Source organism: Brevibacillus sp. HB1.1, assembly GCF_013332445.1.
GTDB lineage: Bacteria > Bacillota > Bacilli > Brevibacillales > Brevibacillaceae > Brevibacillus > Brevibacillus porteri.
Genome location: NZ_JABMIV010000002.1, coordinates 605721 through 630893, shown reverse-complemented (window position 1 = coordinate 630893; position 25173 = coordinate 605721). Strand labels below are relative to the sequence as shown.

The 25173-nt window shown below is 47.5% G+C and carries 24 protein-coding genes; 22 read left to right on the top strand and 2 right to left on the bottom strand.

What is annotated here, in order from left to right; genetic code table 11:
* The first annotated feature begins 59 nt into the window (after positions 1-59).
* Entirely contained in the window at positions 60-659 is a 600-nt protein-coding gene (locus HPY27_RS07785; protein WP_017248137.1) for a DUF1405 domain-containing protein, read from the top strand.
* Between the two features lie 48 nt (positions 660-707).
* Positions 708-1523: a sporulation protein YpjB gene (locus HPY27_RS07780; RefSeq protein ID WP_017248138.1), complete on the top strand. Its 816-nt coding sequence runs from the start codon at positions 708-710 to the stop codon at positions 1521-1523.
* A 59-nt stretch (positions 1524-1582) separates the two neighbouring features.
* Here the strand turns inward: HPY27_RS07780 and HPY27_RS07775 are convergent, their stop codons facing one another.
* Positions 1583-2440, bottom strand: coding sequence for a YitT family protein (locus HPY27_RS07775; protein ID WP_017248139.1), 858 nt, complete (start codon positions 2438-2440; stop codon positions 1583-1585).
* Positions 2441-2655: 215 nt separating this feature from the next.
* On the opposite strand from HPY27_RS07775, the gene HPY27_RS07770 reads away from it, so the two are divergent.
* From HPY27_RS07770 to HPY27_RS07700, 15 genes are all read left to right on the top strand, one after another.
* Positions 2656-3003 carry a nucleotide pyrophosphohydrolase gene (locus HPY27_RS07770; RefSeq protein ID WP_016740047.1) on the top strand — a complete coding sequence of 116 codons (348 nt, stop codon included), beginning with the start codon at positions 2656-2658 and terminating at the stop codon, positions 3001-3003.
* The gene (gene dapB / locus HPY27_RS07765) at positions 2996-3748 is read left to right on the top strand and encodes a 4-hydroxy-tetrahydrodipicolinate reductase (RefSeq protein WP_017248140.1); all 753 of its coding nucleotides are present in this window, start codon (positions 2996-2998) and stop codon (positions 3746-3748) included. Before HPY27_RS07770 ends, dapB begins: the two co-directional genes overlap by 8 nt.
* A gap of 50 nt (positions 3749-3798) precedes the next feature.
* Positions 3799-4209, top strand: coding sequence for a methylglyoxal synthase (locus HPY27_RS07760; protein WP_017248141.1), 411 nt, complete (start codon positions 3799-3801; stop codon positions 4207-4209).
* Positions 4206-4901: a bacillithiol biosynthesis deacetylase BshB1 gene (gene bshB1 / locus HPY27_RS07755; protein ID WP_017248142.1), complete on the top strand. Its 696-nt coding sequence runs from the start codon at positions 4206-4208 to the stop codon at positions 4899-4901. Before HPY27_RS07760 ends, bshB1 begins: the two co-directional genes overlap by 4 nt.
* A gap of 16 nt (positions 4902-4917) precedes the next feature.
* Positions 4918-6045 carry an N-acetyl-alpha-D-glucosaminyl L-malate synthase BshA gene (bshA, locus tag HPY27_RS07750; protein ID WP_017248143.1) on the top strand — a complete coding sequence of 376 codons (1128 nt, stop codon included), beginning with the start codon at positions 4918-4920 and terminating at the stop codon, positions 6043-6045.
* Positions 6046-6185: 140 nt separating this feature from the next.
* Positions 6186-7409, top strand: coding sequence for a CCA tRNA nucleotidyltransferase (locus HPY27_RS07745; protein WP_174224732.1), 1224 nt, complete (start codon positions 6186-6188; stop codon positions 7407-7409).
* The gene (locus tag HPY27_RS07740; RefSeq protein WP_017248145.1) at positions 7399-8382 is read left to right on the top strand and encodes a biotin--[acetyl-CoA-carboxylase] ligase; all 984 of its coding nucleotides are present in this window, start codon (positions 7399-7401) and stop codon (positions 8380-8382) included. Before HPY27_RS07745 ends, HPY27_RS07740 begins: the two co-directional genes overlap by 11 nt.
* A gap of 260 nt (positions 8383-8642) precedes the next feature.
* Entirely contained in the window at positions 8643-9506 is an 864-nt protein-coding gene (gene panB, locus HPY27_RS07735; RefSeq protein WP_017248146.1) for a 3-methyl-2-oxobutanoate hydroxymethyltransferase, read from the top strand.
* Positions 9503-10369, top strand: a complete 867-nt coding sequence (gene panC / locus HPY27_RS07730; protein ID WP_017248147.1) for a pantoate--beta-alanine ligase — start codon at positions 9503-9505, stop codon at positions 10367-10369. Before panB ends, panC begins: the two co-directional genes overlap by 4 nt.
* A 20-nt stretch (positions 10370-10389) precedes the next feature.
* Positions 10390-10773 (top strand): aspartate 1-decarboxylase, encoded by a 384-nt coding sequence (gene panD / locus HPY27_RS07725; RefSeq protein WP_007723146.1) that lies wholly within the window; start codon positions 10390-10392, stop codon positions 10771-10773.
* A gap of 82 nt (positions 10774-10855) precedes the next feature.
* Positions 10856-12265, top strand: a complete 1410-nt coding sequence (locus tag HPY27_RS07720; protein ID WP_017248148.1) for a tetratricopeptide repeat protein — start codon at positions 10856-10858, stop codon at positions 12263-12265.
* 91 nt (positions 12266-12356) lie between these two features.
* On the top strand, positions 12357-15260 hold the full coding sequence (dinG, locus tag HPY27_RS07715) for an ATP-dependent DNA helicase DinG (RefSeq protein WP_174224731.1): 2904 nt from the start codon (positions 12357-12359) through the stop codon (positions 15258-15260).
* A gap of 41 nt (positions 15261-15301) precedes the next feature.
* Positions 15302-16207: a ComEC/Rec2 family competence protein gene (locus HPY27_RS07710; RefSeq protein ID WP_174224730.1), complete on the top strand. Its 906-nt coding sequence runs from the start codon at positions 15302-15304 to the stop codon at positions 16205-16207.
* Positions 16208-16222: 15 nt separating this feature from the next.
* The gene (locus HPY27_RS07705; RefSeq protein WP_017248151.1) at positions 16223-16846 is read left to right on the top strand and encodes a redox-sensing transcriptional repressor Rex; all 624 of its coding nucleotides are present in this window, start codon (positions 16223-16225) and stop codon (positions 16844-16846) included.
* Positions 16847-16862: 16 nt separating this feature from the next.
* Complete coding sequence (locus tag HPY27_RS07700) at positions 16863-18167, top strand: amidohydrolase (protein ID WP_173621616.1); 1305 nt, start codon at positions 16863-16865, stop codon at positions 18165-18167.
* Between the two features lie 63 nt (positions 18168-18230).
* Here the strand turns inward: HPY27_RS07700 and HPY27_RS07695 are convergent, their stop codons facing one another.
* Positions 18231-18410 carry a hypothetical protein gene (locus tag HPY27_RS07695; RefSeq protein WP_133257456.1) on the bottom strand — a complete coding sequence of 60 codons (180 nt, stop codon included), beginning with the start codon at positions 18408-18410 and terminating at the stop codon, positions 18231-18233.
* A 133-nt stretch (positions 18411-18543) separates the two neighbouring features.
* On the opposite strand from HPY27_RS07695, the gene HPY27_RS07690 reads away from it, so the two are divergent.
* From HPY27_RS07690 to HPY27_RS07670, 5 genes are all read left to right on the top strand, one after another.
* Positions 18544-19248 carry a hypothetical protein gene (locus HPY27_RS07690; RefSeq protein ID WP_017248153.1) on the top strand — a complete coding sequence of 235 codons (705 nt, stop codon included), beginning with the start codon at positions 18544-18546 and terminating at the stop codon, positions 19246-19248.
* A gap of 29 nt (positions 19249-19277) precedes the next feature.
* Complete coding sequence (locus tag HPY27_RS07685) at positions 19278-19757, top strand: cell wall elongation regulator TseB-like domain-containing protein (protein ID WP_007723133.1); 480 nt, start codon at positions 19278-19280, stop codon at positions 19755-19757.
* 152 nt (positions 19758-19909) lie between these two features.
* Positions 19910-20437, top strand: coding sequence for a hypothetical protein (locus HPY27_RS07680; protein WP_017248154.1), 528 nt, complete (start codon positions 19910-19912; stop codon positions 20435-20437).
* The gene (locus tag HPY27_RS07675) at positions 20430-21941 is read left to right on the top strand and encodes an AAA family ATPase (RefSeq protein WP_174224729.1); all 1512 of its coding nucleotides are present in this window, start codon (positions 20430-20432) and stop codon (positions 21939-21941) included. The genes HPY27_RS07680 and HPY27_RS07675 overlap by 8 nt, the downstream gene beginning before the upstream one ends.
* Positions 21942-22119: 178 nt before the next feature.
* A complete protein-coding gene (locus HPY27_RS07670; protein ID WP_174224728.1) occupies positions 22120-25002 on the top strand; it encodes a WIAG-tail domain in 2883 nt (960 codons plus the stop codon).
* The last annotated feature ends 171 nt before the right edge of the window (positions 25003-25173 follow it).

Sequence of the window (25173 nt, the reverse complement as noted above, 5' to 3'; positions counted from 1 at the left end):
TGGCTGGTAATGCGGTCAGCTTTTTCGTTAGCGGCGTACACAGCGGGAGACGATTATAGATGATCTGGATATGGGAGTGGTTTCGGCAATCTTTGGGCAAAAGGTGGTTTCTTTGGACGCTGTTCGTCGTCAACTTTTTGGGAACCATATATGGATTTATCTGGTACGGTAACCAATTAGCTGAGACACCAGCATATTTGATTCCTTTTGTTCCAGACAGCCCGACAGGTAGCGGACTTTTTTCGCTTGTACTCCTTACCTATTTGTTGGGTCGCCACATTCCTGTACTGGAAGCTTTGGCTGGCATCACCAATTTTAAGTACGGTGTCTGGGCCGTCTGCATTATCGTGGCTGGTTGGATGATGGGCAATGAAGTGCGTTGGACAGACGTGATGCTAATCATTTCCCACACCGGCATGGCTGTGGAATCTGTTTTGTATGCGCGTTTTTACAAGCTAAGTCTTCTGCCGGTGGGAATCGCTGCGCTGTGGACACTAAATAATGATTTTCTCGATTACGTCATGGACATCCATCCGTGGCTGCCGAGTGTACTGGATCCGTATGAAGGCTTCGTCGGTTTGTTTACGGTTCTTCTCAGTCTGATCTCGATCTCGGTGATCTGGTGGGTGAATATGAAGTATACGACAAATAAGGTCTAATCTTGTCCTCCTTTCCATAGGCTGTACTAGGGAAGGAGGTTATTTGCGTTGAAGAAAAACATCCGGTTTTTATTATTCTTTCTCATGATCGGGTTGTTCTTGTCGTGGCCCATTCATAATTTGTACTCGAAGCTGAATCAACCGATAGAAGAAAAGCAGTTGGCCGCATTGGATCAAATTGCGCATGAGTTACTGACGTATGCAAAAAAGGGAGATCTTGAAGGGGCAGAGCAGCGCATTGTACAGCTGGCAGAACGATTCCCGAACCAGCATTTGCCCAATCCGATACGAATTGAGAGTCTGAATGCAGTGACACAGTCCATACTGGCAGCCAAGCAAAGCTTTGCTTCCGCAAACGCAAGTGAACAGCAATTGCTGTGGCATGCCACGCGGGTCCGTATCGCCATAGATGCTCTGACGCATGATCACCAGCCGATGTGGCGTAGCTACTATCCTTCTCTCGTAACGCAGGTCCAAAACCTGCAGCTATCGGCTGTTGATCGGAATTTCAGTCAGTTTCGCGAACAGTTCGATGAGAATTACCGATTATTTTTGGCCATTAAGCCGGGGATGAGTATTCAGCTCCCAGAGGGGCAAATGTCCTCGATTACGGTTGCGTACGATATCATATCCAAAGAGATGCGAAACAGCCAGGTAGATTGGCAACTAGTACGAGAGGCATTGCGAGAATTGAACAGCTCTTTTCAAGTGGCTTTTGTGGGAGAAGAAAAGAGTACGTTTGCTCGCTTAATGATGCGTCCAGATTCACCTATTGTCATTCTCGCCTCGATTTCGATTGCATTGATCATGGCCTTATCTTATGTGGCGTGGAAGAAATATGACGGAGAAATCCGTTCGACTTAATGGATGCAAAAACCCTTGCCTGTACGAAAAGGCAAGGGTTTTTGCTGTTCTGCTTCGTGCTAGTCGTGAAGCGGTTTCTTGTTTTCGTCTAGAGTAAAGCCTTCTCCGAGTACCTCATGAACATCGTTGACGATGACAAAGGCATGCGGGTCAATTTCTTGCACGATATTTTTAAAACGCATCACTTCGTTGCGGCTGATAACCACATAGATTACTTTCTTTTCATCACCAGAGTAGGCGCCTTTTCCTGCTAAAAGGGTAACACCACGACCGAATTCAAGGATTTGATTGGCAATCTTGTCCGCTTCGTTGGAAATGATCGTCAGTGCTTTGCCGGCATATGCCCCATCCTGGAAAAAGTCGATGACACGTGCTGCGATAAAGACGACGACAAGTGTGTACATGGCGCTTTCCAGATTCAAATAGACGAGGGACGCCCCAATGACTAAGATGTCACCGAAAAACAACGTCCTCCCCATACTGATACCCATGTATTTCTGAAGCAGTCTGGCAATGATGTCCACACCGCCGGTTGTCCCGCCGTAACGGAAGATAATCCCTAAACCGACTCCGACAGCTACCCCGGCATAGAGGGAGGCGAGCAAGCGATCCTTCATTTGAAGCGGAAGAACTCCATCAAACAAGGATAAGAAGACGGAGAGTGAAACCGTTCCCAAAATCGTGTAGAAAAAAGAAGTTCGTCCAAGAATTTTCCAGCCTAGAAAAAATAACGGTACGTTTAGGACGAAGAAGACGACCCCCTGATCCACAGATGGAACTAACAGCTTGATCAAAATACTGATACCAGTGATACCGCCCTCAGCTAAATGGTTGGGAATGTTGAACGCATTAATACCAAATCCCATAATGGCAGAACCGATGATAATGGCAAAGATACTATCAAGACGAATTTTCATATGTCCTCCTGTTCGCCGGATCAGGAATGGCTTCCCCCCGGACATGATGTGCAGGTAATACTTGAGTTACCTGAGGGCTATCCGAAAGCCATTATAAATGAACGCTCGTTTGATTGTCCATATGCTGGAAAGACGAAGTATTGTGATTTGGCAAACCAAGCCTTTTTTAGTACGATAGGTGAAAGAGAGAAGACTGTGAAAAAAGGAGTGGGCGGATGGAACGGCAAAAGACGATGCAAGAGATGCAGCAAGAAGTTGATCAATACATATCGCAATTTAAAGAAGGATATTTTTCTCCGCTTTCGATGCTGGCTAGAATGACAGAAGAAGTAGGGGAATTAGCCAGAGAGATTAACCATTTTTATGGAGAAAAACCGAAGAAAAAGGACGAAGGCGAAAAAACAGTAGAGGAAGAGCTGGGTGACGTACTCTTCATCGTGATTTGTTTCGCAAACTCGCTCGGAATCGATTTGCAGGAAGCGTTTGATCGTATTATGCACAAGTTTAATACTCGCGATAAAGATCGCTGGACGAGAATAGAGGAGAACGAGCAGCATGACTAAACAAATTCGTGTAGCAGTTGCAGGCGCAAATGGTCGAATGGGGCAAGAGGTAGTGAAAATGCTAGCGCAGGATACCTCACTTGTTTTTACTGGCAATCTGGATACGCGTGTGAGCGAAGAGAAAATCAATCAACAACTGGACGAAATGAAGCCGGATGTTCTGGTCGACTTTACTACACCCCATACGGTTTACCGTCATATGGAGCTCTGTTTGGTTCGTGGTGTGAGACCAGTTGTCGGAACTACGGGCCTGACAGCAGAACAGCTGCAAGAGATGACTGCGCGCTATAAAGAAGCGGGACTGGGTGCTATCATTGCCCCGAATTTTGCAATCGGCGCGATTCTATGTATGAAGTTTTCCGCAATGGCAGCAAAATATATGCCGCATGTGGAAATTATCGAGTTGCATCATGACCGCAAGCTGGATGCGCCAAGCGGAACTGCTTTGAAGACCGCTGAGATGATTGCAGCCGTTCGGGAAGAGCTCAAGCAAGGGCATCCTGAAGAGGTAGAAACGATTCCAGGCGCTCGCGGAGCAGATTACGAAGGATTCCGGATTCACAGTGTCCGTCTTCCAGGTATGGTTGCTCATCAGGAGGTTTTGTTTGGTGCAACAGGCCAAACGCTGTCTATTCGCCATGATTCGATTAACCGGGAATCTTTCATGCCAGGCGTGAATATGGCCATTAAAGCTGTAATGAATATGAACGGATTGATTTACGGATTGGAACATCTGATTGATTAAACGTTTGATTAACATACACACGATACCCAGCCATAAAGGGAGAGGTTTTCTTGAAAATTGCATTGATTGCCCATGATCGAATGAAAGAACAGATTGTGCAACTAGCGATGGCCTATGAATCCATTTTGGCAAAACATGACCTGTATGCCACAGGAACAACTGGGTCGCGAATCATGGAAGCTACGTCGCTGTCCCTAACCCGATTTCTGTCAGGGCCATTAGGAGGCGATCAACAAATCGGTGCGATGATCGCCCGCAATGAGATGGATTTGATTATCTTTTTGCGTGATCCGCTTACCTCTCAACCACATGAGCCTGATATTATCGCACTGCTTCGACTGTGTGATGTGCACAAGATACCGTTTGCCACCAATCTCGGTTCGGCAGAAATCATGCTGAAGGCTTTGGAACTGGGACAACTGGATTGGCGTGAAGTGGTGCATGAGGAGAATGAAGTATGAGTTCACTCGATATTTTGGCAATCGGCGCTCATCCTGACGATGTCGAGATCGGTGCGGCAGGCAGTCTGATCTTGGCTGCTAAACAGGGAAAGCGCGTGGGGATTCTCGACTTGACCTATGCTGAATTGTCTTCGAATGGAACGGTTGAAAGAAGGCAGCAAGAAGCGACTGCAGCTGACCAAGTGATGGGAGTGGCTGCTCGCTATAACTTTGGCCTGCCTGATCGTGGCTTGGAAGCAGTCAGAGAAAGTGCGATTGAACGTGTCGTCAAGCTCATTCGCGAAACTCGTCCAGCCATTGTGCTTGCGCCTTATTTCGCGGATCGTCATCCAGATCACGAAAGTGTAAGTCGAATCGTTCGAGAGGCGGTGTTTAATGCGGGCATCCGCAAGTATTTGCCAGAGCCTTCTTTGCCTGCCTATCGACCTTCGCAATTCCTTTACTATTTCATTAATTCAACTGTCACGCCTCAGGTTGTCGTGGATATCACCGCTGTTTATCCGCAAAAAATGGAGGCGCTGCGTTGCTACCGTAGTCAGTTTGAGCTAGAAGAAGGTGGCGTTCAAACACCGCTTACCAACGGGTATCTGGAATCTGTCGAGTATCGAGAGCGACTGTTTGGTCAGCAGGTTGGTGTAGCCTACGCAGAAGGATTTGTCAGTGCAGCTCCGTATGTATTAAAGAGCTTGTGAGAAGGAGTGACACTGTATGAAGATCGGGATTACTTGCTATCCGTCATTGGGCGGATCGGGTGTAGTAGCCACAGAGCTGGGCAAGCTATTGGCCGAGCGAGGACATCAAGTCCATTTCATCACAGGTGGAATGCCATTTCGCTTAGGTGCGTTTCACCCGAACATTTTTTATCATGAAGTAGAAGTGAACAACTATGATGTTTTTAAATATCCACCTTATGATTTGACCTTGGCGAACCGAATGGCACAAGTGGCGAAAAATGAAAACCTGGACTTATTACATGTGCATTATGCTGTGCCACATGCGTTGTGCGCGTTCCTTGCCAAGCAAATGGTAGGGGATCATTTGAAAATTGTGACCACCTTGCACGGGACGGATATTACTGTTCTGGGGTATGACTCGAATTTGAGTGATATGATCCGCTTCGGCATTGAGCGAAGCGATTTGGTAACAGCGGTGTCCCATGATTTGATCAGGCAAACACAAGAGCTGCTACATGTTGAAAAAGAAATTGTTCCTGTGTACAACTTCGTAGACAAGCGGCGTTATTACCCGAAAGAGGTTACGAAGCTGAAAAAGGTATTTGCACCGAATGGTGAAAAAATTCTTATGCACATTTCTAATTTCCGTCCGGTCAAACGAGTGCCGGATGTGATTGAAATATTTTCGCGTGTACGTGAAGAAGTGCCATCCAGACTGATCCTCATTGGTGAAGGTCCCGAAATGGGTCTGGTCCGCAAGATGATCGCTGAGCTCGGTCTGAGTGACGATGTTTGCTTCCTCGGCAAGCAAGAAGACGTCGCTGAGGTATTGTCGATGGCAGACATCATGCTGCTTCCATCAGAAAAGGAAAGCTTCGGACTCGTCGCATTGGAAGCAATGGCTTGCGGTGTGCCTGTCGTCGCTACAGTGGCAGGAGGCTTGCCCGAAGTCGTCCTAGATGGTGTGAACGGCTTCTTGCGTCCAATTGGGGACGTTGAAGGCATGGCGAAAGAAACGATACGTCTCTTGCAAAACGAAGAGCTATACCGCGAATTCTCCGCGAATAGCATCGAGCGATCCTGCAAAACGTTTTGTCACGAAACGATCGCCTCTCAGTATGAAGCACTTTACGCCAACTTGCTGGCAAGCAATCCGGTGTAAAACTAAGCTTTTGAACGCAAGATTGAGCTTTTCGCTAATTGATGCATCTTGGATATAAAAATAAACAATCCATACAAAACTCTCATGAAAACGCCTCCTTGTCTAGATCAGGCGGAGCAAACCAGAAAGGGGGGATTGGATTGGCGATAGAATTGGCAAAGCGTGTTCTCGACAGATTGGAGGAACACGGCTTCGAAGCTTACTATGTAGGTGGTTGCGTCCGCGATTGGCTTTTACAACGACCTGTTCATGATATAGATATATGTACGAATGCCCATCCCGGCGACGTCATCCGATTGTTTCCCGATCATGTCCCGACTGGTCTGAAACACGGTACTGTGTCTGTAAAAGTAGAGGGGCAGATGTTCGAAGTAACCACGTTTCGGACGGAAGGAAAATATGAAGATTACCGTCGACCCGCTGAAGTTCAGTTCGTTTCAGAACTTCGGCTCGATCTGGAGCGACGAGATTTTACGATGAACGCAATGGCGATGGATCGTCATCAAGTATTGCACGACCCGTTCGGTGGACGAGAGGATATGCAGCTTCGGCTGGTTCGGGCTGTAGGCATTCCGCTTGAGAGATTTCAGGAGGATGCCCTTCGGCTATTACGAGGTGTGCGCTTTGCTTCCCAGTTAGGTTTTGCGATAGAAGACCAGACTATGCTTGCTATGAAACAGACTGCGCCTTTGTTAGCTCATATTGCTGTGGAGCGCATAAGGGAAGAGCTGAATAAAACACTCGACAGCAAAGCCCCAGAGGTAGGTTGTCAGCTGTTGAATGAAACGAGACTCATGGCTTATGCCCCTGAGGTAGAAAAACTGTTCGTCCTCTCAAATGAGCATGTCTGGCGGTTGCATCATTTGCAAAACGTGACGCAAAAATGGTCGTTGCTACTGTTTGCGGCGAATTATTCACCTGTGCAATCGCGTGAAGTATGCCAATTTCTCAAAATGTCCAAGCGCGAAACAGAAGCAATTTGTTGCTTGGCTGAACTTCTGACGCGATTGCAGCCACAATGGGATGTCCCTCAAGCGATTGAGTGGGGGCCACTGCTGCTTGAAGTCGGTTTGGACACGTGCAACGAGTTCTTCCTTTTATTGCAAGCGTGTTGGTGGAAGGAGAGGCAATCGTTTTCGATGCAAGCACTCCTCGATCAATACGAAAACATGCCTGTCAAAACCATCAAGGATTTGGCAATCACGGGGCTCGACCTGCAAGTAGCGATTCAGAAAAAGCCAGGCGAGTGGATTGTCCGTGTCTTGGAATCGTTACTTAGACAAACAGCTCTGCACGGTTTACCAAATACACCAGAAGCACTCGTCGAAGTTGCAAAGAAAGAGGTTGCACAAGATGAACATTAAGCAAGTCATCCTTCAAGCATTCCGTGACCAGCCCGGTAGTTTCATCTCTGGTGAAGAATTAAGCCAAACATGTGGTTGCTCTAGGACGGCGGTTTGGAAGCATATCGAAGAGCTGCGCCGGGATGGTTACGAGGTAGAGGCGGTACGCAAATCGGGGTATCGCCTGCTGGTTGCCCCTGATCGCTTGTCAGCAGCAGAAATCATGGCTGGACTGGAAACGAATCGGATCGGTCAAAATGTCATTGCTTACGATGAGGTGGTATCTACACAGCCACTCGCACACGAGGCTGCGGCAAAAGGAGCAGCAGAAGGTACGATTGTGCTGGCAGAGCTGCAAACAGGTGGGAAAGGCAGACTCGGCCGCCCGTGGCATTCTGCAAAAGGAACGGGGATTTGGATGAGCTTGATCATTCGACCTGCGATTCCGTTACCGAAGACACCTCAGATGACGTTGTTAACGGCAGTTGCTGTAGCCACAACGATCCGGGAAGAGACTGGGTTGCCTGTTAAAATCAAATGGCCGAACGATATTTTTGTCGGCGATAAAAAAGTATGCGGGATTTTGACAGAGCTAAATGCTGAATCTGATCGAGTCAATTATTTAGTTATCGGAATAGGACTCAATGCCAACAGTGTCGAGTCAGATTTCCCGTCAGAACTGGCACAGATTGCGACTTCGCTTCGTATTGAATCTGGCGAGCCACTCAAGCGCGTTTCGTTTATCCAACGACTCTGCCGAATTTTTGAAGAAGAGTACGATCACTATTTGCAGGCTGGCTTCGAGCGTGTAAAACAAGAGTGGGAGGATCATTCGTACACCATTGGCAAATGGGTGTCCCTCCAGACGATTTCACAACAGTTTGAAGGTCGTGCCGTTGGCTTGGATGAGGAAGGCGTACTCAAGGTAGAGGATCAGGCGGGACAGATCCACAAAGTTTATTCGGCTGATGTCAATTATCGTGCAAATGATTAAATCATTTGCTATACTCCAATTTGGAGGCTGTATCACCTCGTGAACGGTACTCCCGGAGTATTTTTGTATCTATCGTGTAATCTTAAAGCAATACGTGTAAGGACAAAAATCTGCTCAGAGCCTGTGTGGACCGAGACAGAAGGAATCCGTTGGACGCAAATGTCTTTTTGACATGGACAACCTTCTCCCGATTGACGCGAGAAGGTTTTTTTATTCCTCACACGATCCACGGGCTTGATGCGAAAGAGGAGAAATGAACAATGGCAACACACGACAGACCTATTACGACTTCGAGTATCCGCAAGAAAAAAGAAACGCGAACCCCGATTACCATGGTGACCGCCTATGACTATCCGTCAGCCAAATTAGTGGATGAAGCTGGCGCTGATATGATTCTGGTTGGTGATTCATTGGGAATGGTCGTACTGGGTTATGACTCCACCATCCCTGTTACGATGGAGGATATGCTACACCATACGAAAGCAGTAACGAGAGGGGCCAAGCGTGCATTTGTCGTGACAGACCTGCCTTTTCTCAGTTATCACGGAACAGTTGAGGAAGCAGTGAAAAACGCGGGCAGACTAATGCAAGAAGGGCTGGCCAAGGCGGTCAAAATGGAAGGGGGCCGTGAACTGGTCCCAATCATAACACGCTGTGTACAAGCAGGCATCCCTGTCGTTGGACATATTGGACTTACTCCGCAATCGGTACATCAATTAGGCGGTTATAAAGTACAAGGAAGAGATCTGGAGGCAGCCAAAAAATTGTTGGATGAGGCCCTTGCGATTCAAGAAGCGGGTGCATTCGCCATTGTGCTGGAATGTGTTCCGGAAGAGGTCGCAGGCATGATTGCAAACAAGCTGGACATCGCTGTGATCGGAATCGGAGCGGGTGCAACTTGTGATGGGCAAGTGCTGGTGTTCCATGATATGGTCGGCTACGCATCGGATATCACACCGAAATTCGTGAAGCGGTACGCAAACATTGGTGAAACCATCCGTGAAGCAGTTGAGATCTATAACAAAGAAGTCGAAGCAAGAAGCTTCCCAGGACCAGAGCATGTCTTCCATGCCTCTGAAGAAACCATCAAGGAATTGTACGGGGAAGGAGTGAAGCAGTCATGATGCAAACAATGATGCAGCAAGTCTCCACCATTGAAGAGATGCGCGTTCATATAAAAGAAGCACGTCGGCAAGGCAAAACGATCGGAATGGTACCGACCATGGGTTTTTTGCATGAAGGTCATCTCAGCTTGGTAAAAGCTGCTCGTGAAGTATGCGATTTGGTTGTGATGAGCATTTTCGTAAACCCGCTGCAATTCGGGCCGAATGAGGACTTTGAGCGCTATCCGCGTGATATCGAACGGGATAGTAAAATGGCGGAAGAAGCGGGGGTGGACCTCCTGTTTACCCCGGAAGTCAGCGAGATGTATCCGAAACCGATGCTGACCAATATTTCAGTGGCAAATGTGACGACTCCATTGTGTGGAGCTTCTCGTCCGGGTCATTTTGATGGCGTATCGACTGTCGTCAATAAATTGTTTCAAATTGTCCAGCCCGATTACGCCTTTTTCGGACAAAAGGATGCCCAGCAAGTAGCAGTTGTGACGCAAATGGTCCACGACTTGTCGATGCCAGTACAAATCGTTCCATGCCCGATTGTCCGCGAAGCGGATGGTCTTGCCATGAGCTCTCGGAATGTATACTTGTCAGCGGATGAGCGAGCACAAGCACTCGTGTTATCACAAAGCCTGAAGCAAGCAGAAGAATGGCTGGGTGAGGACAGGCCTCTTACTGAGATCAAGGATCGAATCACGCAAATGATTTCCGAGAAGCCGCTGGCTGAGATTGATTATGTGGAAATTTTGAGCTATCCAGAGCTCACACCCGTCGAGCAGGAAACGGCAGGTCAAACGATCATCATCGCGTTAGCTGCTCGTTTTGGCAAAACGCGTCTGATTGACAATACGATTACATCCATCAAGTAGAGATAAGGGAGGAATTCTTAGTGTTCCGCACCATGATGAAAGCAAAAATCCATCGCGCAACGGTAACTGAAGCAAACTTGAACTATGTGGGCAGTATTACCATCGACAAAAATTTGTTGGATGCACTGGATATTTTGCCAAATGAAAAAGTACAAATCGTCAATAACAACAACGGAGCGCGTCTGGAAACATACGTCATCGAAGGGGCTCCAGGCAGTGGCGTCATTTGCTTGAACGGAGCAGCTGCACGTCTCGTTCAAGAGGGCGATATCGTCATTATTATTGCCTATGCGATGATGACGGATGAAGAGGCGAGAACTTATAAGCCACGTGTCGCCATCATGGATGAAAAAAATCAGATCAAAGAATTGATTGCTGAAGAAGTGCACGCGACGATTCTGTAAGCGATCTGTCTGTTCCTGTATAGAGCCACCTGCCTTGTGAGACAATGAAAGTACTCATGCCTCATAGGGGGTGGCTTTTCTTGTGAAAATCGAGGACTGGTTTCATACGCTTCGTACCAAAGCGCAGTCGATTGAAGAGAAGTGGCAGGGGGCTTCTGAACAAGAGCGTCTTCAGCTCGCGGAACAATTGTTTCAATTGCGCCAAGTAAGTGATACAGTCGTAGACCTGTGGCTGCAATTCGAAGAAAAATTATCGAATGCGATTCGTAACATCAAGGAAATGGAAGGCCAGCTTCCAGTGGAAGAGAAAAAGACGGATCAGTCGAAGGTGAATACAAAATCACCAAAGGCCGTTGAAACGAATCCATACGAGCCGATTTTTCGTCGAGGGGAAGGCTTTTATCATTTGCGGATGTTCCAAGACGCGAAAAAGTGTTTTGCAGAATTAGTCCAAAAATCGCCAGACTGGGAAAGTGGACGCCTGTACTACGCCTACAGTCTCCTTTTGTGCGAGGAGAATGAATTGGCCTTTCGGGAATTCCGTCTTCTCGGCAGGACAGCAAGCTCACCTACCGTTGTTGCCATCAGCTTTAATGCCATCGGTTGCATTCTGGCTGAAGAGGAGCAATGGTTAGAGGCGGTGCAAGCTTTTAAGACGTCTCTCGAAATCAAGCCAGAACAGGAAGAAGCCAAATACAACCTCGCGCTATGCTATTTAAGAGATGGCGATGCACAGGAAGCTTTGGACGAATTGGAACCGTATCTAGAAAAAAACGAGCACGATTGGGAAGCGCAGATGCTATGGCTGCGTGCTGCCAAATTACTGCATACGATGGACCAGACGGTGGAATGGAGCCCGCCTAAAGGCTTGCAACTGCCGACGCGCGATTTGGACAGCGATACCCTTCAGGAAATGGCCTCTTTATACGAAACAGTGGGCAATTATCACCGGGCACAAATTTGCTATCACTTTTTGACGGAGCGTTCCCCAAAAGATGGGTGGACGTGGCATGGCTTGGCCTGGAATACGTGGCTCATTGCAGGTACGAAGCGGGCATTGACGCTCGTCAAAAAAGCCATCAGTCTTGCACCCGAAAATGACGACTTTCTTTTTAGTTATGGATGGATGCTGTTGTTTGATGGAAGGGTAGAGGACGCAATCAAAGCGTTTCGGATCATGCTGGAGAAAAACCGAGACAATCGCCTCGGACAATCCGGGATGATTTCCGCATACGAAAAGCTGGGGGATACACAAGAAGCAAAACGGTTGGCAAAGTATTTCCTGGACGACGCTGAGCCATATGTACGTTCGTTAGGGTATTTTCATCTGGGAAGAATCGCGGTTGTGGAAGAAAATTGGCGCCTAGCTGAACAATATTTTCAACGGGCATTGCCATTCGCAGAACAGTTATGGGAAATCCCCATCTATCTGCAATTATGCGCAAGCAAGCTCGGTCAATCAGAAATGCAAACCGAGCTCGTACAGCCTTAAATGTACAGGAGAGCAGGAATATTTCCCATCGTTGCCGAATGTGAATGGGTGCGGATTGAATGTTTCCGCCCAGGTTACGAGGTGACAACGTTTGAATCGATTACTAGTTGTAGATTTTGAGACGACGGGAAGCCATCCACGCCAAGGGGACAGCATCATTCAGATTGGTGCCGTCGCAATCGATGATGGACAGATTACCGAGAGTTTTTCCACCCTGATTCATCCAGGCCAGGATATTCCCCCATTTATTACCCAATTAACAGGGATTACCAATGAGATGGTTGCAGATGCTCCTTCCTTGGAAGAAGTGTTTCCAGATTTCTTGCGTTTATTGGACGGACGAGCTTTTGTTGCACATAATGCAAGCTTTGATCTCCAATTTTTACAAGAAGCCCTGCTGAGCCAGGGCTATTATGCGTTTGACGGCTACGTGTTTGATACAGTGGAGCTATCTCGCGTTCTTTTGCCGATGCAAAATAGCTACAGACTCGGAGAACTGGCGTCTGAGCTGGAGATCGAGCACGATAATCCCCATCAAGCAGATAGCGATGCACTCGCAACGGCGCAGCTGTTTCTCCACTTGCTGGATATTTTAAAGAGACTGCCTCTCGTGACCATCCAGCGCCTGCAGATGCTCGTTTCTTCGTTTCGCTCTGATATCGAGGTTCTTTTACGTCAGATCGAGATGGAAAAGCTCATAGAGCTGCCAGAGCTGGATGGAACGCCAACCAAAACGGATTCCTCAGACATGTGGGATGTTTATCGCCAGCTGGCCCTTCGGAAGCGAGAAGAAAAATTAACAGCCTCGCTAAAACGTTCCCATGTCGATGCGACAGTGACCAAAGCGTTTGCTGACCAGCTCGAGGATGTCTTGGGCGAAAACGGGCACATGCAGGCGAAAATGTCGGGATATCAACGCCGGGATGCTCAGGAAGCGATGATGCATGCGGTCTATGAGGCCATGGAGGATGGTGCCCATTTATTGGTAGAGGCAGGGACAGGTACGGGAAAATCATTAGCCTATCTCTTACCGGGGATCATTTGGGCTCATCACAATCAGCAGCAGCTGGTGGTCAGTACCAATACCATTCAATTGCAGGAACAGTTATTCCATAAGGAAATCGCTACCTTGCAGGAGTCTCTGCCGTTTTCCTTTACAGCTTCGACGCTAAAAGGCAGAGGAAACTACTTGTGCTTGCGTAAATTTGAACAAGCTGTGGACGAGCCTGTAGAAGGAAGCAGCCAAGAAATGCGCTTGGTCAAAGGACAGATGCTGACGTGGCTCACGCAAACCGTAACCGGTGACGTGGAAGAGCTGAGCATGCCTCCGAGTGGCCAACTGCTGTGGCAACAGGTAAAAAGTGACACGAGCTCTTGTTTGAATCGGGCTTGTCCCTGGTTTAGTCGCTGTTACTATTTTCAGGCGAAGGAACGGGCTCGCGATGTCGATGTACTCATCGTCAATCACGCCCTTTTCATCAGCGACTTGCAAGCGGAAAATAGAATCCTCCCTCCGTATGAAGTTGCCATCGTCGACGAGGCCCATCATTTGGAGGATGCCGCGACACAGCATTTAGGCAAACAGTTTTCAACCACGCAGCTTCTTTTCTTGTTAGATCGTGCATCAGTTGAAGAGAGTGGGGCAATTTCCCGCTTCGCAGAAGAGCTGCAAAGCTGGATGCCTGCGGTTGAAGAAGATGTCGCCACAAAGCTTCTGGAGTTGAGAAAACAGTCCGCTGCCTTACGTGAGAAAGCGCAGCAATGGACACAGCTCTTGTATGCATGGGCATCAGACCGTGCGGAGGAGACGACGGACGCCGGACGTGAGACAGTACGTTATCGGGTCGAATCATTTGTAGGTAAGCACGAGAAGATACGTAAAGTAACCAAAAAGCTGATAGAAGGGATGACTGCATACGCAGCGGGCATCGAGCAGCTTTTGCGAACGACTCCGCAAGAGGAAAAGCCACCATTTGTCGTACGCAGTCTACTGACAGATTTATTCGGTCTCATCAAAGACTGGCAAAATGTTGTGGAGCTGCTTCACTTCTTTTTACTTGAGCAGGATGGCGAGTATGTATATTGGATGGAAGTAGAGTCCCGTACAGCTCGCAAGCAAGTTCATTTGTCAGCAGCACTCTTGAAGGTTGCCGACTCACTGGCAGAACCGCTTTTCGCGCAGAAGCGGAGTCTGATCTTGACATCAGCCACTCTGACGGTCAAAAACAGCTTCTCCTACATCAAAAGCCAGTTTGGTCTCGACCAACTGCCCGAGGAACGAGTGCGTACCTTGTCACTGCCATCGCCTTTTCATTATGAAGAGCAGGGATTACTGTTGATTCCATCTGATTTCCCCGCACCAGGCAAAGAGAGTGACCACACGTATTTGGAGGCGGTCATTCAAGGGTGTGTTGATGTGGTACTGGCTTCGAAAGGAAGGACGCTGATTCTATTCACCTCCCACTCGATGCTTCGACTTGTTTACCAAGCGATGAAGGAACGGCTTGCGGATGCTCCAGAACCATATACGCTATTCGGTCACGGAATCGATAGCAATAATCGGAGCAAGCTGGTTCGTTTGTTCGGAAGCATGGAGAGAAGTGTCCTGCTTGGGACGAGCAGCTTCTGGGAAGGTGTCGATATCCAGGGGGAATGGCTGAGCAGTTTAGTCATTGTTCGCCTCCCGTTTGCTCCACCCAATCATCCTGTGTATCAAGGAAGGGCCGAGCTTTTGAAGACAGAAGGAAAAAACGCTTTTATGTCCTTGTCTCTTCCACAAGCCGTTCTGCAATTTAAACAAGGGGTGGGTCGATTAATTCGCCACCACTTGGATCGTGGGGTTGTGATTGTTCTTGACACGCGTGTGGTTGAGTCAAGATATGGACGCTCATTCCTTCAATCTTTGCCGCCATTTCAGATCGAAAGCGGTCCATGGCCAACGCTTCGAGAACGCATAGAGCCATTCCTTAGTATGCAATCCCTGTCAGATTCATAAAATGAAGCAATAGTCTCATAGGGATTAAGGTGATAAAATAAATGTTATGGAAAAAAGAGTGGCGTTGGTGGATTGTAGTTCTTAGTGCGATTTTCCTTTGCGCATGCTCGATTGATAGCCATTTGTATTTGCAAGAAGCAGCAGTGAAGATAGATGACCCGTTTGAAACAGAGACAGAGCAGGAATTTTCGGGTCTCATTATCACCTACTTGGCACTTCCGCATGGTGAGAGTACACTTTTGAGAATGCCAGGCGGCAAAACGATGCTGATTGATACGGGTACGGCAGATGATTGGCCCGTTCTCTCGGCACGCTTGGCAGAGCTCAAGATCACACGGCTCGACTATGTCCTGTTGACGAACGACCAGCCTGAGCATATGGGAGGCTACGCTTCATTGAGCCAGCAAGTGCTTGTAGATGCCGTCATTTTGCCCAAGCTGATCGCATCATCGCTTCGCCATGTCGCGCTGCTTCGCTCCAACCAAAAACAGATGGAAGCAGAGCAAGGACAAGTACTCACTCTTGACCAAGAAATCTCCATGGAAGTTTTGCTCCCGGATGAACCGTTATTTTTATCGCCTCAGAACAATTCTCTCGTTTTTCGATTGACGCACGGTCAATTGCGATTTTTATTTATGAGCGCCGTGAATGAAAAAGCAGAAGAGCGACTGTTGGAACGGAAGAATGACAGACTGAAGGCGGAAGTGCTAAAGGTAGCAGGTCAGGGGAGCAATCAAGGCTCTTCGCAACCGTTTCTGACGCAAGTCGATCCACAGGTCGCCATTATTCAGACAGGCCGATCACGGGATCAAATGAAAGACGGTCAGACGGAAGTCATGGAGCGCTTGGGTGAGTCATGGGCCGAGACATACGTTACCAGCGACGACGGTTCCATTACCATTTTATCGAATGGAAAAGAATATCGGATTTTGAAGCAAAAGAATTAGGGGGGAAGACCGAACGTGGCAAAACACGAAAAGATTTCAGAAGCGGTCGTCCGTCGTTTGCCGATTTATCTGCGTTACCTTAGCTATTTGCAGCAAGTTGAGGTGACCACCGTTTCCTCCCAACAGATGGGCAAGAATCTTGATGTGAATCCTGCCCAAATCAGAAAGGATCTTGCAGCTTTTGGTGATTTTGGAAAAAAGGGAATCGGCTATGATGTCGATTATCTGGTGGAAAAAATCCGTGAAATTCTGAAGCTAACGGATGAAATCCGTGTCGCTTTGGTCGGAGCTGGGCATTTGGGCCATGCCATTAGTAACTACAACGCTTATTTGAAAGATAACATGCGGATTGCGGCCATCTTTGACAATAATCCAGAGAAGCAGGGCAAAAAAGTCGCAGGTATACCCATTCAGCCTTTATCAGAGCTGGAAGAAACAGTCGTCGACAAGCAAATCAAGCTGGCGATTATTACGGTACCGGCACCTGCAGCGCAATCCGTATGTGATCAGTTGACTCAAGCGGGTATCAGGGGGATCTTGAATTTTGCCCCTACGACGATTCGCGCAGGAAAAGATGTTCGCATTCACTATGCGGATGTGACGTCCAACCTGCAAAGCTTGGCCTACTATTTGACGTAAGAATGGAGTGTATACTATGAAAAAGACGATCCTCATTCACGCAACAGTCATTACCGTTAACGATACGAATGAAGTCATTTACGATGGTGCCGTAGCATTCGAAGGCAACAAGATTACGTATGTGGGCCCAACTCCTGAGGACCTGTCGGAAGCGGGATACGATGAAGTCATCGATCAAAAAGGTGATTACATACTGCCTGGCTTAATCAACACGCATGGACATGCTGGTATGTCCCTCCTACGCGGTTATGCAGATGATTTGCCGCTGCAACAATGGCTTGAAGACAAAATGTGGCCATTGGAGGCGCAATTCACGGGAGACACAGTAAAATGGGGAACCCAGCTGTCGCTAATCGAGATGATTCGTACCGGTACCACTACGTTTGTGGATATGTATGATCATATGGATGTCGTGGCGAAGGAAGTCGATACTGCTGGAATGCGCGCTCGCCTTTGCAGAGGGATGATTGGTCTGTGCTCCGAAGAAGAACGTCAAACAAAGCTGAAAGACGCAACTCTTTTTGCAAAAGAATGGCATAATCAGGCAGACGGGCGTATTACCGTCATGATGGCACCGCATGCGCCGTACACGTGCTCGCCAGAATTTATTACCCAAATTATCGAAAAAGCCGATGAGCTTTCCTTGCCGCTTCATATCCATATGTCTGAAACTGCTTGGGAAGTCGGTCAAAACGAGAAGGACTACGGGCTTCGTCCAGTTGCGCATTTGGAAAAGCTGGGAATGTTCAATCGTCCAACACTCGTCGCGCATGCTGTTCACCTAACGGATGAAGAAATCGACATTTTGGCAAAATACAACGTAAGAGTTTCTCATAACGTAGTGAGCAACCTAAAACTGGCTAGTGGTGTTGCGCCAGTTCCTAAAATGTTGGCAAAAGGTGTAAGCGTGTCCCTGGGTACCGACAGCTCTGCAAGCAACAACAATTTGAATTTGTTTGAGGAATTGAAACTCGCTGCGATCCTACACAAAGGTGTGAACAACGATCCAGTAGCGGTTCCAGCAGAGGAAGCACTTCGCATGGCTACTCGTTATGGTGCAGAAGGGGTATTCCAAGAGGAAACACTCGGAAGCATTGAAGTAGGCAAGCAAGCTGACTTGATCGTGCTGGATAGCCACCAAGCCCATTTCCACCCGGCACACCAACCGGTTTCACACGTGGTGTACGCAGCAAATGGACGCGATGTGAAAGATACGATTGTAGCGGGTAAATTCTTGATGCGTAATCATAAGCTGTTGACCATCGATGAGGAGCGCGCGATTTATGAAGCAAACCGCGTATTCCAAACGTTAAAACGGTAAAAGGCTCCTGTCAGGTGGGGGACAGGAGTAAGGCAGTGTAGGTGTAGGTAGGGGAATTGGATACTACGACGTTCCGTTGTTCATTTTTGCCACAGCTTTTGTCAGGAGATGATGGCGAAAATGAAGAGTGGGTGTGTGCGACCATTGACGCAAGGGAGACGACAATCCTGCCCAGGAGACGCGGTATTCCTGTAACAGAAACCCAAGTATGTCAGGAGATGTGGTTTGTTGCGAAGATGTCACGCGCTCACCTCCTCGGGGTGTATATGTAGTATGACCGCCCGACCCTAAGGTATGATTAGCAACTTTTCCGTGTCGTTCTAAAACCTTCCCGTATAGCATAGGCTAAAGACAAAAATGGGACAGGGGGGACGACATGTACATCCGGCCCAAAATGCTGTGGTGGCTCATTCCTATCCTACTCGGTCTATTTCTCCTTGGGATTGTATTGGGGACAGTAAGTCGATCAGCCAATACAGACAGCACTGATACTGCGGCTGCGGTCAGACAAACAGCAGGAACGGAGCAGACAGCGACGACGGTAGCGGAGCTTTTGGAGCAGATCACGAAGGACGAGGAACGCTCATTTCTGGTATACATGCAGGATCAGACCTTGCATGGGCGATATCAAAATGAGCAATTTCAGCTCACAGGAGAAATCGGTGGCCACCAGCTTGAAATAGCCAGAAAAGATGGGCAACCAGTATCGGTGCGAATTGATGGCCAGATACAGGATCATGCCGCACTGCCGTATGCGATGTTCACCCCGCATGAGCACGCAGTATTGCTCAAGGGAGTTTTGCAATCGGTTAGTCCTGAACGCCTTGAAGATACTGCAGGGCAAGGATGGAGTGGATATCGGATAGCGGTTCCACCAGAGGAAGTCTCTTCGTTATTATCGATGTGGTTAGGTCCATCCTTCCCTATTCAGGATTTGTCTTCGAACGTAACAGAGGGAATGAAAGTCAATTACCAACTATGGTACGAGTCAACTACGGGGCAGCTTCGCCAACTGGAGCTGGATTTGCAAATGCAAACGGCAGTTGGAGTGAAGAGAGACCAGCTTCGATTCCGATTGTAATGTCAGCCACGTAAAGGAGTTACTTTGCTGTGTTAGTACGAATTATCCTATCAATCGTAGCCGTCATTTTACTTACGGGAGCTGGGTTCGCCTATCACCTGACGGCTTCTGTAGCAGGAGAGCGTAATCAATTTGAGGAAACCGTTCGTCAGTGGGTCCAGGATCGCACGACAATCACGGAGATTGAATCCATTGATGAATATCGGGGCAAGGAGAGCTACGCTGTCGTCATTGGGAAAAATAAGGCGGGTACACAGGTTGTAGCATGGATGACCGATCAGAAAGTTAGTTTCGATCGAATGGATCTAGCTGTTCCTAAAAAGAATGTAGAAGAGGCGGTTTACAAGTCATTCCCGCAATCGGAGATCACTCATTTGGTTCCTGGTCTCGAAAACGATAAGAAATTTTGGGAAGTCACTGTCAAAGACAAAGACGGTCGTTTTCACTATATTCACTATGATCTATTCACAGGTGCTTTGTTAACCTCATACGTGCTCGCGCCAACCTAATACGCTAGCTTGACGACAGGCCTTTTCCTTATGGGAGAAGGCCTGTTTGGCATTCCATCCAACATCTGTATAAGAAATTGATATACTCATATGATATACTGGGGACGTTGCAGAGAGAGAAAACGAGAACGATATTTATGGGGGGAGTAGCCGTGCAGTTGAAAAAGAGCGCAATTGGATTATCTTTGGTGGCAACCTTGGCACTCCTGTTCGGAGGATGGTTCTTGTATCAAAAGATGGAGATTGAGGAGCCAATCCGTGCAGAAATTGGACAAATGCAGTCCGCCACATTGGGTAATTTGGAGATCAGCAAAGATAAAATTCAAATAGATGTAACTGTTACAAAACCTGACACGTTTCCAGCAGAATATCGCAATTTGCTAACGGAAACACAAAAGATCGCAGGGGAAAAAGAAGTGGTCATTGACATAGACAATCAGTCGACAGCGATGAATGATATATGGCAGAGCGGTCAATTTGTGTTTACAGAAGCAGTGGAACTGCATGAATATAGCCGCATTCCAGCCCTCGTGGAACAATGGAAAAAGGGGAATCAGCTGGACGAAGCATCTGCATTAATGGATGACGAGAACATTTATGTTTACTTGAAAAAAGGAACGGAGGATTTCTACACCATCATCCCCCGTTCCATTGAAAAAGAGGTGACGGCACGTGCGTAAGGAAGTACTGATCGGCGTCGTACCTGCACTGTTTATTTTTCTTGTTTTTCTAGGTGTAAATATTACGCCATTCTTGGTGTTCGGAGCCGTACTGGGGGCGATTTACTTTCTGGTCATCCGTCAGCAAAATGGACAAGGCGGGAATGTCGCCCTCGGTGGGAAAAGAAAAGCAAACAAGCATGAGCTGCCGAAATCGGACGTGCAGTTTGCCGATATTGGTGGACAGGAACGCGCTAAAAAAGAACTGAAGGAATCGCTTGATTTTCTCGTGTATAAAGACAAAATTGAGCAGTACGGGATTCGCCCGATCAAAGGTGTTCTTTTGACAGGTCCTCCTGGTACGGGTAAGACACTGATGGCGAAAGCAGCAGCGAACTATACAAATTCTGCCTTTGTGGCGGCATCAGGTTCGCAGTTTGTAGAGATGTACGTCGGTGTCGGTGCACAACGCGTTCGTGAATTGTTTCAAGAAGCGAAGACATTGGCAGAGAAAAATGGGCAAGACAGCGCGATTATTTTTATCGATGAGATCGATGTCGTCGGTGGAAAAAGGGACGGTCAACAGCAACGTGAATACGATCAGACCTTGAATCAACTGTTGACGGAGATGGATGGTGTAGCTACGACCGACAAGCCGCGGATTTTAGTCATGGCAGCTACGAACCGGAAAGACATGCTCGACGCAGCGTTGTTGCGTCCTGGTCGTTTTGACCGTCATATTAGCGTTGATCTCCCAGACAAGCCAGCACGCGAGCAGATTTTGACCATTCATACGGCGAATAAACCGCTTGGCGAAGACGTCACACTGGAAAAAGTGGCACAAGAGACATTCGGTTTTTCTGGCGCACAGCTGGAAAGTGTAGCCAATGAAGCGGCTATTTACGCCATGCGTGACCGACTGGACAAGATCACTGCGAAGCATTTTGCTTATGCCGTGGATAAGGTCATGCTCGGAGAGAAAGTAGATCGACAAGCATCAGAGGAAGAGAAGAAGCGTGTTGCGCTCCATGAATTGGGGCATGCCATTGTCAGTGAGATGGTGCGACCAGGCTCTGTCTCGCAGGTCACGCTGAGTCCACGTGGCAAAGCACTAGGGTACGTCCGACAAAATCCAATGGAAGACCGCTATCTGTATACCAAGGATGCGATGGAAAAGCAAATCATGGTTAGCCTTGGAGGAGCCGTAGCGGAGGAAATCTACTACGGTGGACGCAGTACTGGATCGAAGAATGACTTCGAGCAAGCGCTGGGAATGGCACAGGAAATTGTACAAAGCGGTATGTCGGATCTGGGGATTGTACATTTGCAATACATGGAGAAGAGTCGTATTCATGATGAGGTTGAGCGTCTGCTGGATGGGTTGCTCGTAGAAACTCGCAATCTTTTGAGACAATATGACTCCGTATTCCAAACAGGCTTGTACACATTGATGGAAGCGGAAGTTCTGCAAGGCGATGAATTCAGGACGCTTTTGTCACAAACAAAAGAAGAAGTTGCTGTATAAATGAAGATAAAGAACCTGCTAGCCAACGGGAGAGTTGGCCAAGCAGGTTTTTTTGTGTTGGCTGGAAACTTAGGCCAATAAGGATGAAACAATTTTGTAGACACGGTGCCAAATAGGGAAATGGATGAATATCCTACAAGAGTGATACGGGAATGAAATCAGGAGGCAAGGAGACCCTATGGCCAATGTGAACCGGCGAAAAGCAAACAAAAGTCTGAGTAAAACCTTTAGGCAGACCATGCACGAGTTACCGCTCTCATATACATCATCACCCGATCGGGAGTGGATGGAAGACCTCGAATTAAATCTGCTTGAAAGTAATTTGGAGAGCGATCAGAGAATACCTCCCCTCTCTGCTGCCACACCGAAAGAGCAACAACAACCGATTCCCAAAGTACCCAAGCAGGACCTATCCTCCAAACAGGACTCGTTTTCCAGACAGGATTCAACTTCCAGACAGGTATCAAATTCTAGGCAGGATACAACTTCCAGGCAGGATACAACTTCCAGGCAGGATACAACTTCCAAACAGGATACAACTTCCAGACAAGTTTCAAATTCCAGACAGGTTTCAACTTCCAGACAGGATACAACTTCCAAACAGGATGCATCTTCCAAACAAAGCTCAACTGCCAATCCGAACTTTTATTCGAAGGTCATCAAAGACCGAAATGATGATCGTGTCCAATCATTTGTCTATACAGACGACTTGACAGATCAATCAGTGACCACTGAAAAAATTGCGAACCGTGCCATTGACTCATCCAAGATTAAGCAAGGCGCCGTGGATAATTCGATTTTGAAGGATTATGCCGTGGACAGCAGCAAACTCGCGGACATGAGCGTAACCTCCACCAAAATCGCACCGCATGCGATACTGAGGGATCATCTGGGGCGGGGAATCGTAGACGGTGAGCATTTGCAGGATTATTCGATATCCGCGCAAAAATTGATCAACCATAGCATTACGTCGGAGAAGTTAGCTGATAAAACCATCGACTCCATGAAATTTGCCGACCACTCGATTCAGAGTAAGCATATTCAGGATCAAGCCATTACGAATGACTTGATCCAGGATCAATCGATTACCACGGAAAAAATAAAAATGGGATCCATTCAAACAAGTAACCTAGCCAATTATGTGATCAACACAGTGAAGCTTGAGGATGGAGCAGTCACAGGAGATAAATTACGCGATGGAGCAGTTACTTCGACGAAGATAGACGAGGATGCAATTGAGTCTCAACATATCCGTGAAGGCTCCATTTACCGTCATCACCTCACTGAAGAGCTAATAGCGGGCAGTAATATTAGCGCTGGCAGCATCACGAATCATCACATCGCATTTCAGGCCATTCACAGCCAGCATTTACAGCCCGAAGCGGTGACCAGTGATAAAGTGGGGCCAAATGCGATTTCGACTGAGCATTTGAGCAACAACAGTGTCACGACAGAAAAACTCGCCAAAGAATCAATCGGTAGTACACATTTACAAGCTGGCAGTGTCCTATCGAGCCACTTGCAAGACGGGATGCTGACGTCCAAAAAAATTGGGGATCAGCAGGTTACCACTGGCAAAATAGCCGACAAGGCTGTCACTATCGACAAATTGGCGAACAAGAGTGTAGGAGAGAAACACTTACTCGACGAGAGTGTGAGTTCACGACATCTGATTGACGGGTCCATTCGTTCAGAAAAGTTGGCAAGAAGATCTATAGAAGAACATCATTTGGCTGACAGACTCATTGGGGGCAATCATCTACGCGAATACATCATCCACACGCAACATCTGCATGACCACTTGGTGACCACCTCAAAATTGGCGCCGGAATCTGTTTCCACAGACAAAATTTCAGACCTAAGCATTACGACAAGCAAAATTGGAGATGCCGTCATCACAGCCCCCAAAATAGCCAAAGATGCGATCAAGACACGCCATCTGGGCAGAGCAGCCGTCACAGGGGAAAAGATCGCCGAAAAAGCAATATCGTCTACACATCTCAACAGTCATATCATTCAAAATGAACATCTCCAGGGTAACTCCATTTCCAAGGAAAAATTACAGGAAGGCAGTGTCACCCGAGAGAAAATAGCTGACCAGAGCATTGATGCGAGCAAGCTAGATAGCCATTCGATTCATGGTGCTCATGTCATAAAAGGCAGCTTGGATGGAACTCATATTATGGAGGGGACGCTCAAAGGAAATCATCTTGTCGCCAGAAGCATAACAGAACAGCATCTGCAAAACCGGATCATTACGCAGGAAAAACTGGCAGAGGACTCCGTGACCGGTTCCAAAATTGCGCCCAAAGCTGTCTCTACGCTTCACATTGAGAATGAGTCGATTACGGCTGAGAAGCTGAGCTTTCCGGTCATTGAAACGCATAATCACGTAGGAGTAACCTTTCAACAATACGGTTTCGTCCCATTCAGACTTTCTGCCACGAGCAAGTCCACAGATGTGACCGTTCGTTTGCCACAGCCATATGCGGATACACATTATTGTATGGTGGCGATGACAAATCAACCGGGGATATATACGTCGCTCAAATACACCAAGAGGACTTCAGCGATCATCACCGTGTTCCGCAATCAAGAGGGTCAAGAAGCGACTGGTGTGATTCACTGGATCGCGATTGGAGAAAAAGGAGTAGGTGTCCCACACGAAATATTGGAATGGTCAACGGAGAGGGAGCAACTGGAGACAGAAGAAGTCGACGAAGATCAGATAGAAGAAGATCAAGACATGGATGATGAAGACATGGATGATGAAGATACCGATGATGAAGATACCGATGACGAAGATACCGATGATGAAGACACGGATTATGAAGATGCGGATGATGAAGATACGGATGATGAAGATACGGATTATGAAGACGCGGATGATGAAGATACGGATTATGAAGATGCGGACGATGAAGACATGGAAGATGAGGACATGGACGAGGATGACATGGATGAAGATGAAGATGAAGAAGATACGGATGAAAATGATCTCGAGCAAGATTATTATGAAAGTAGTGAAGAATACGATAGCGATATCGAGCATGATAAATAATTCGGTAGGAAACAACAATGGGGCGAGTGGATGATTCAGAAGCGGGGAGGCCGATGTTGAGATCAGGTCTCCCAAATGCACATTAGTTTACATAATAAATTTATGGTTAACATTGTACAAGGAGACTTTCATTGAATTTGCAGGCCCCCAATAGTATAATTATCAGGTATA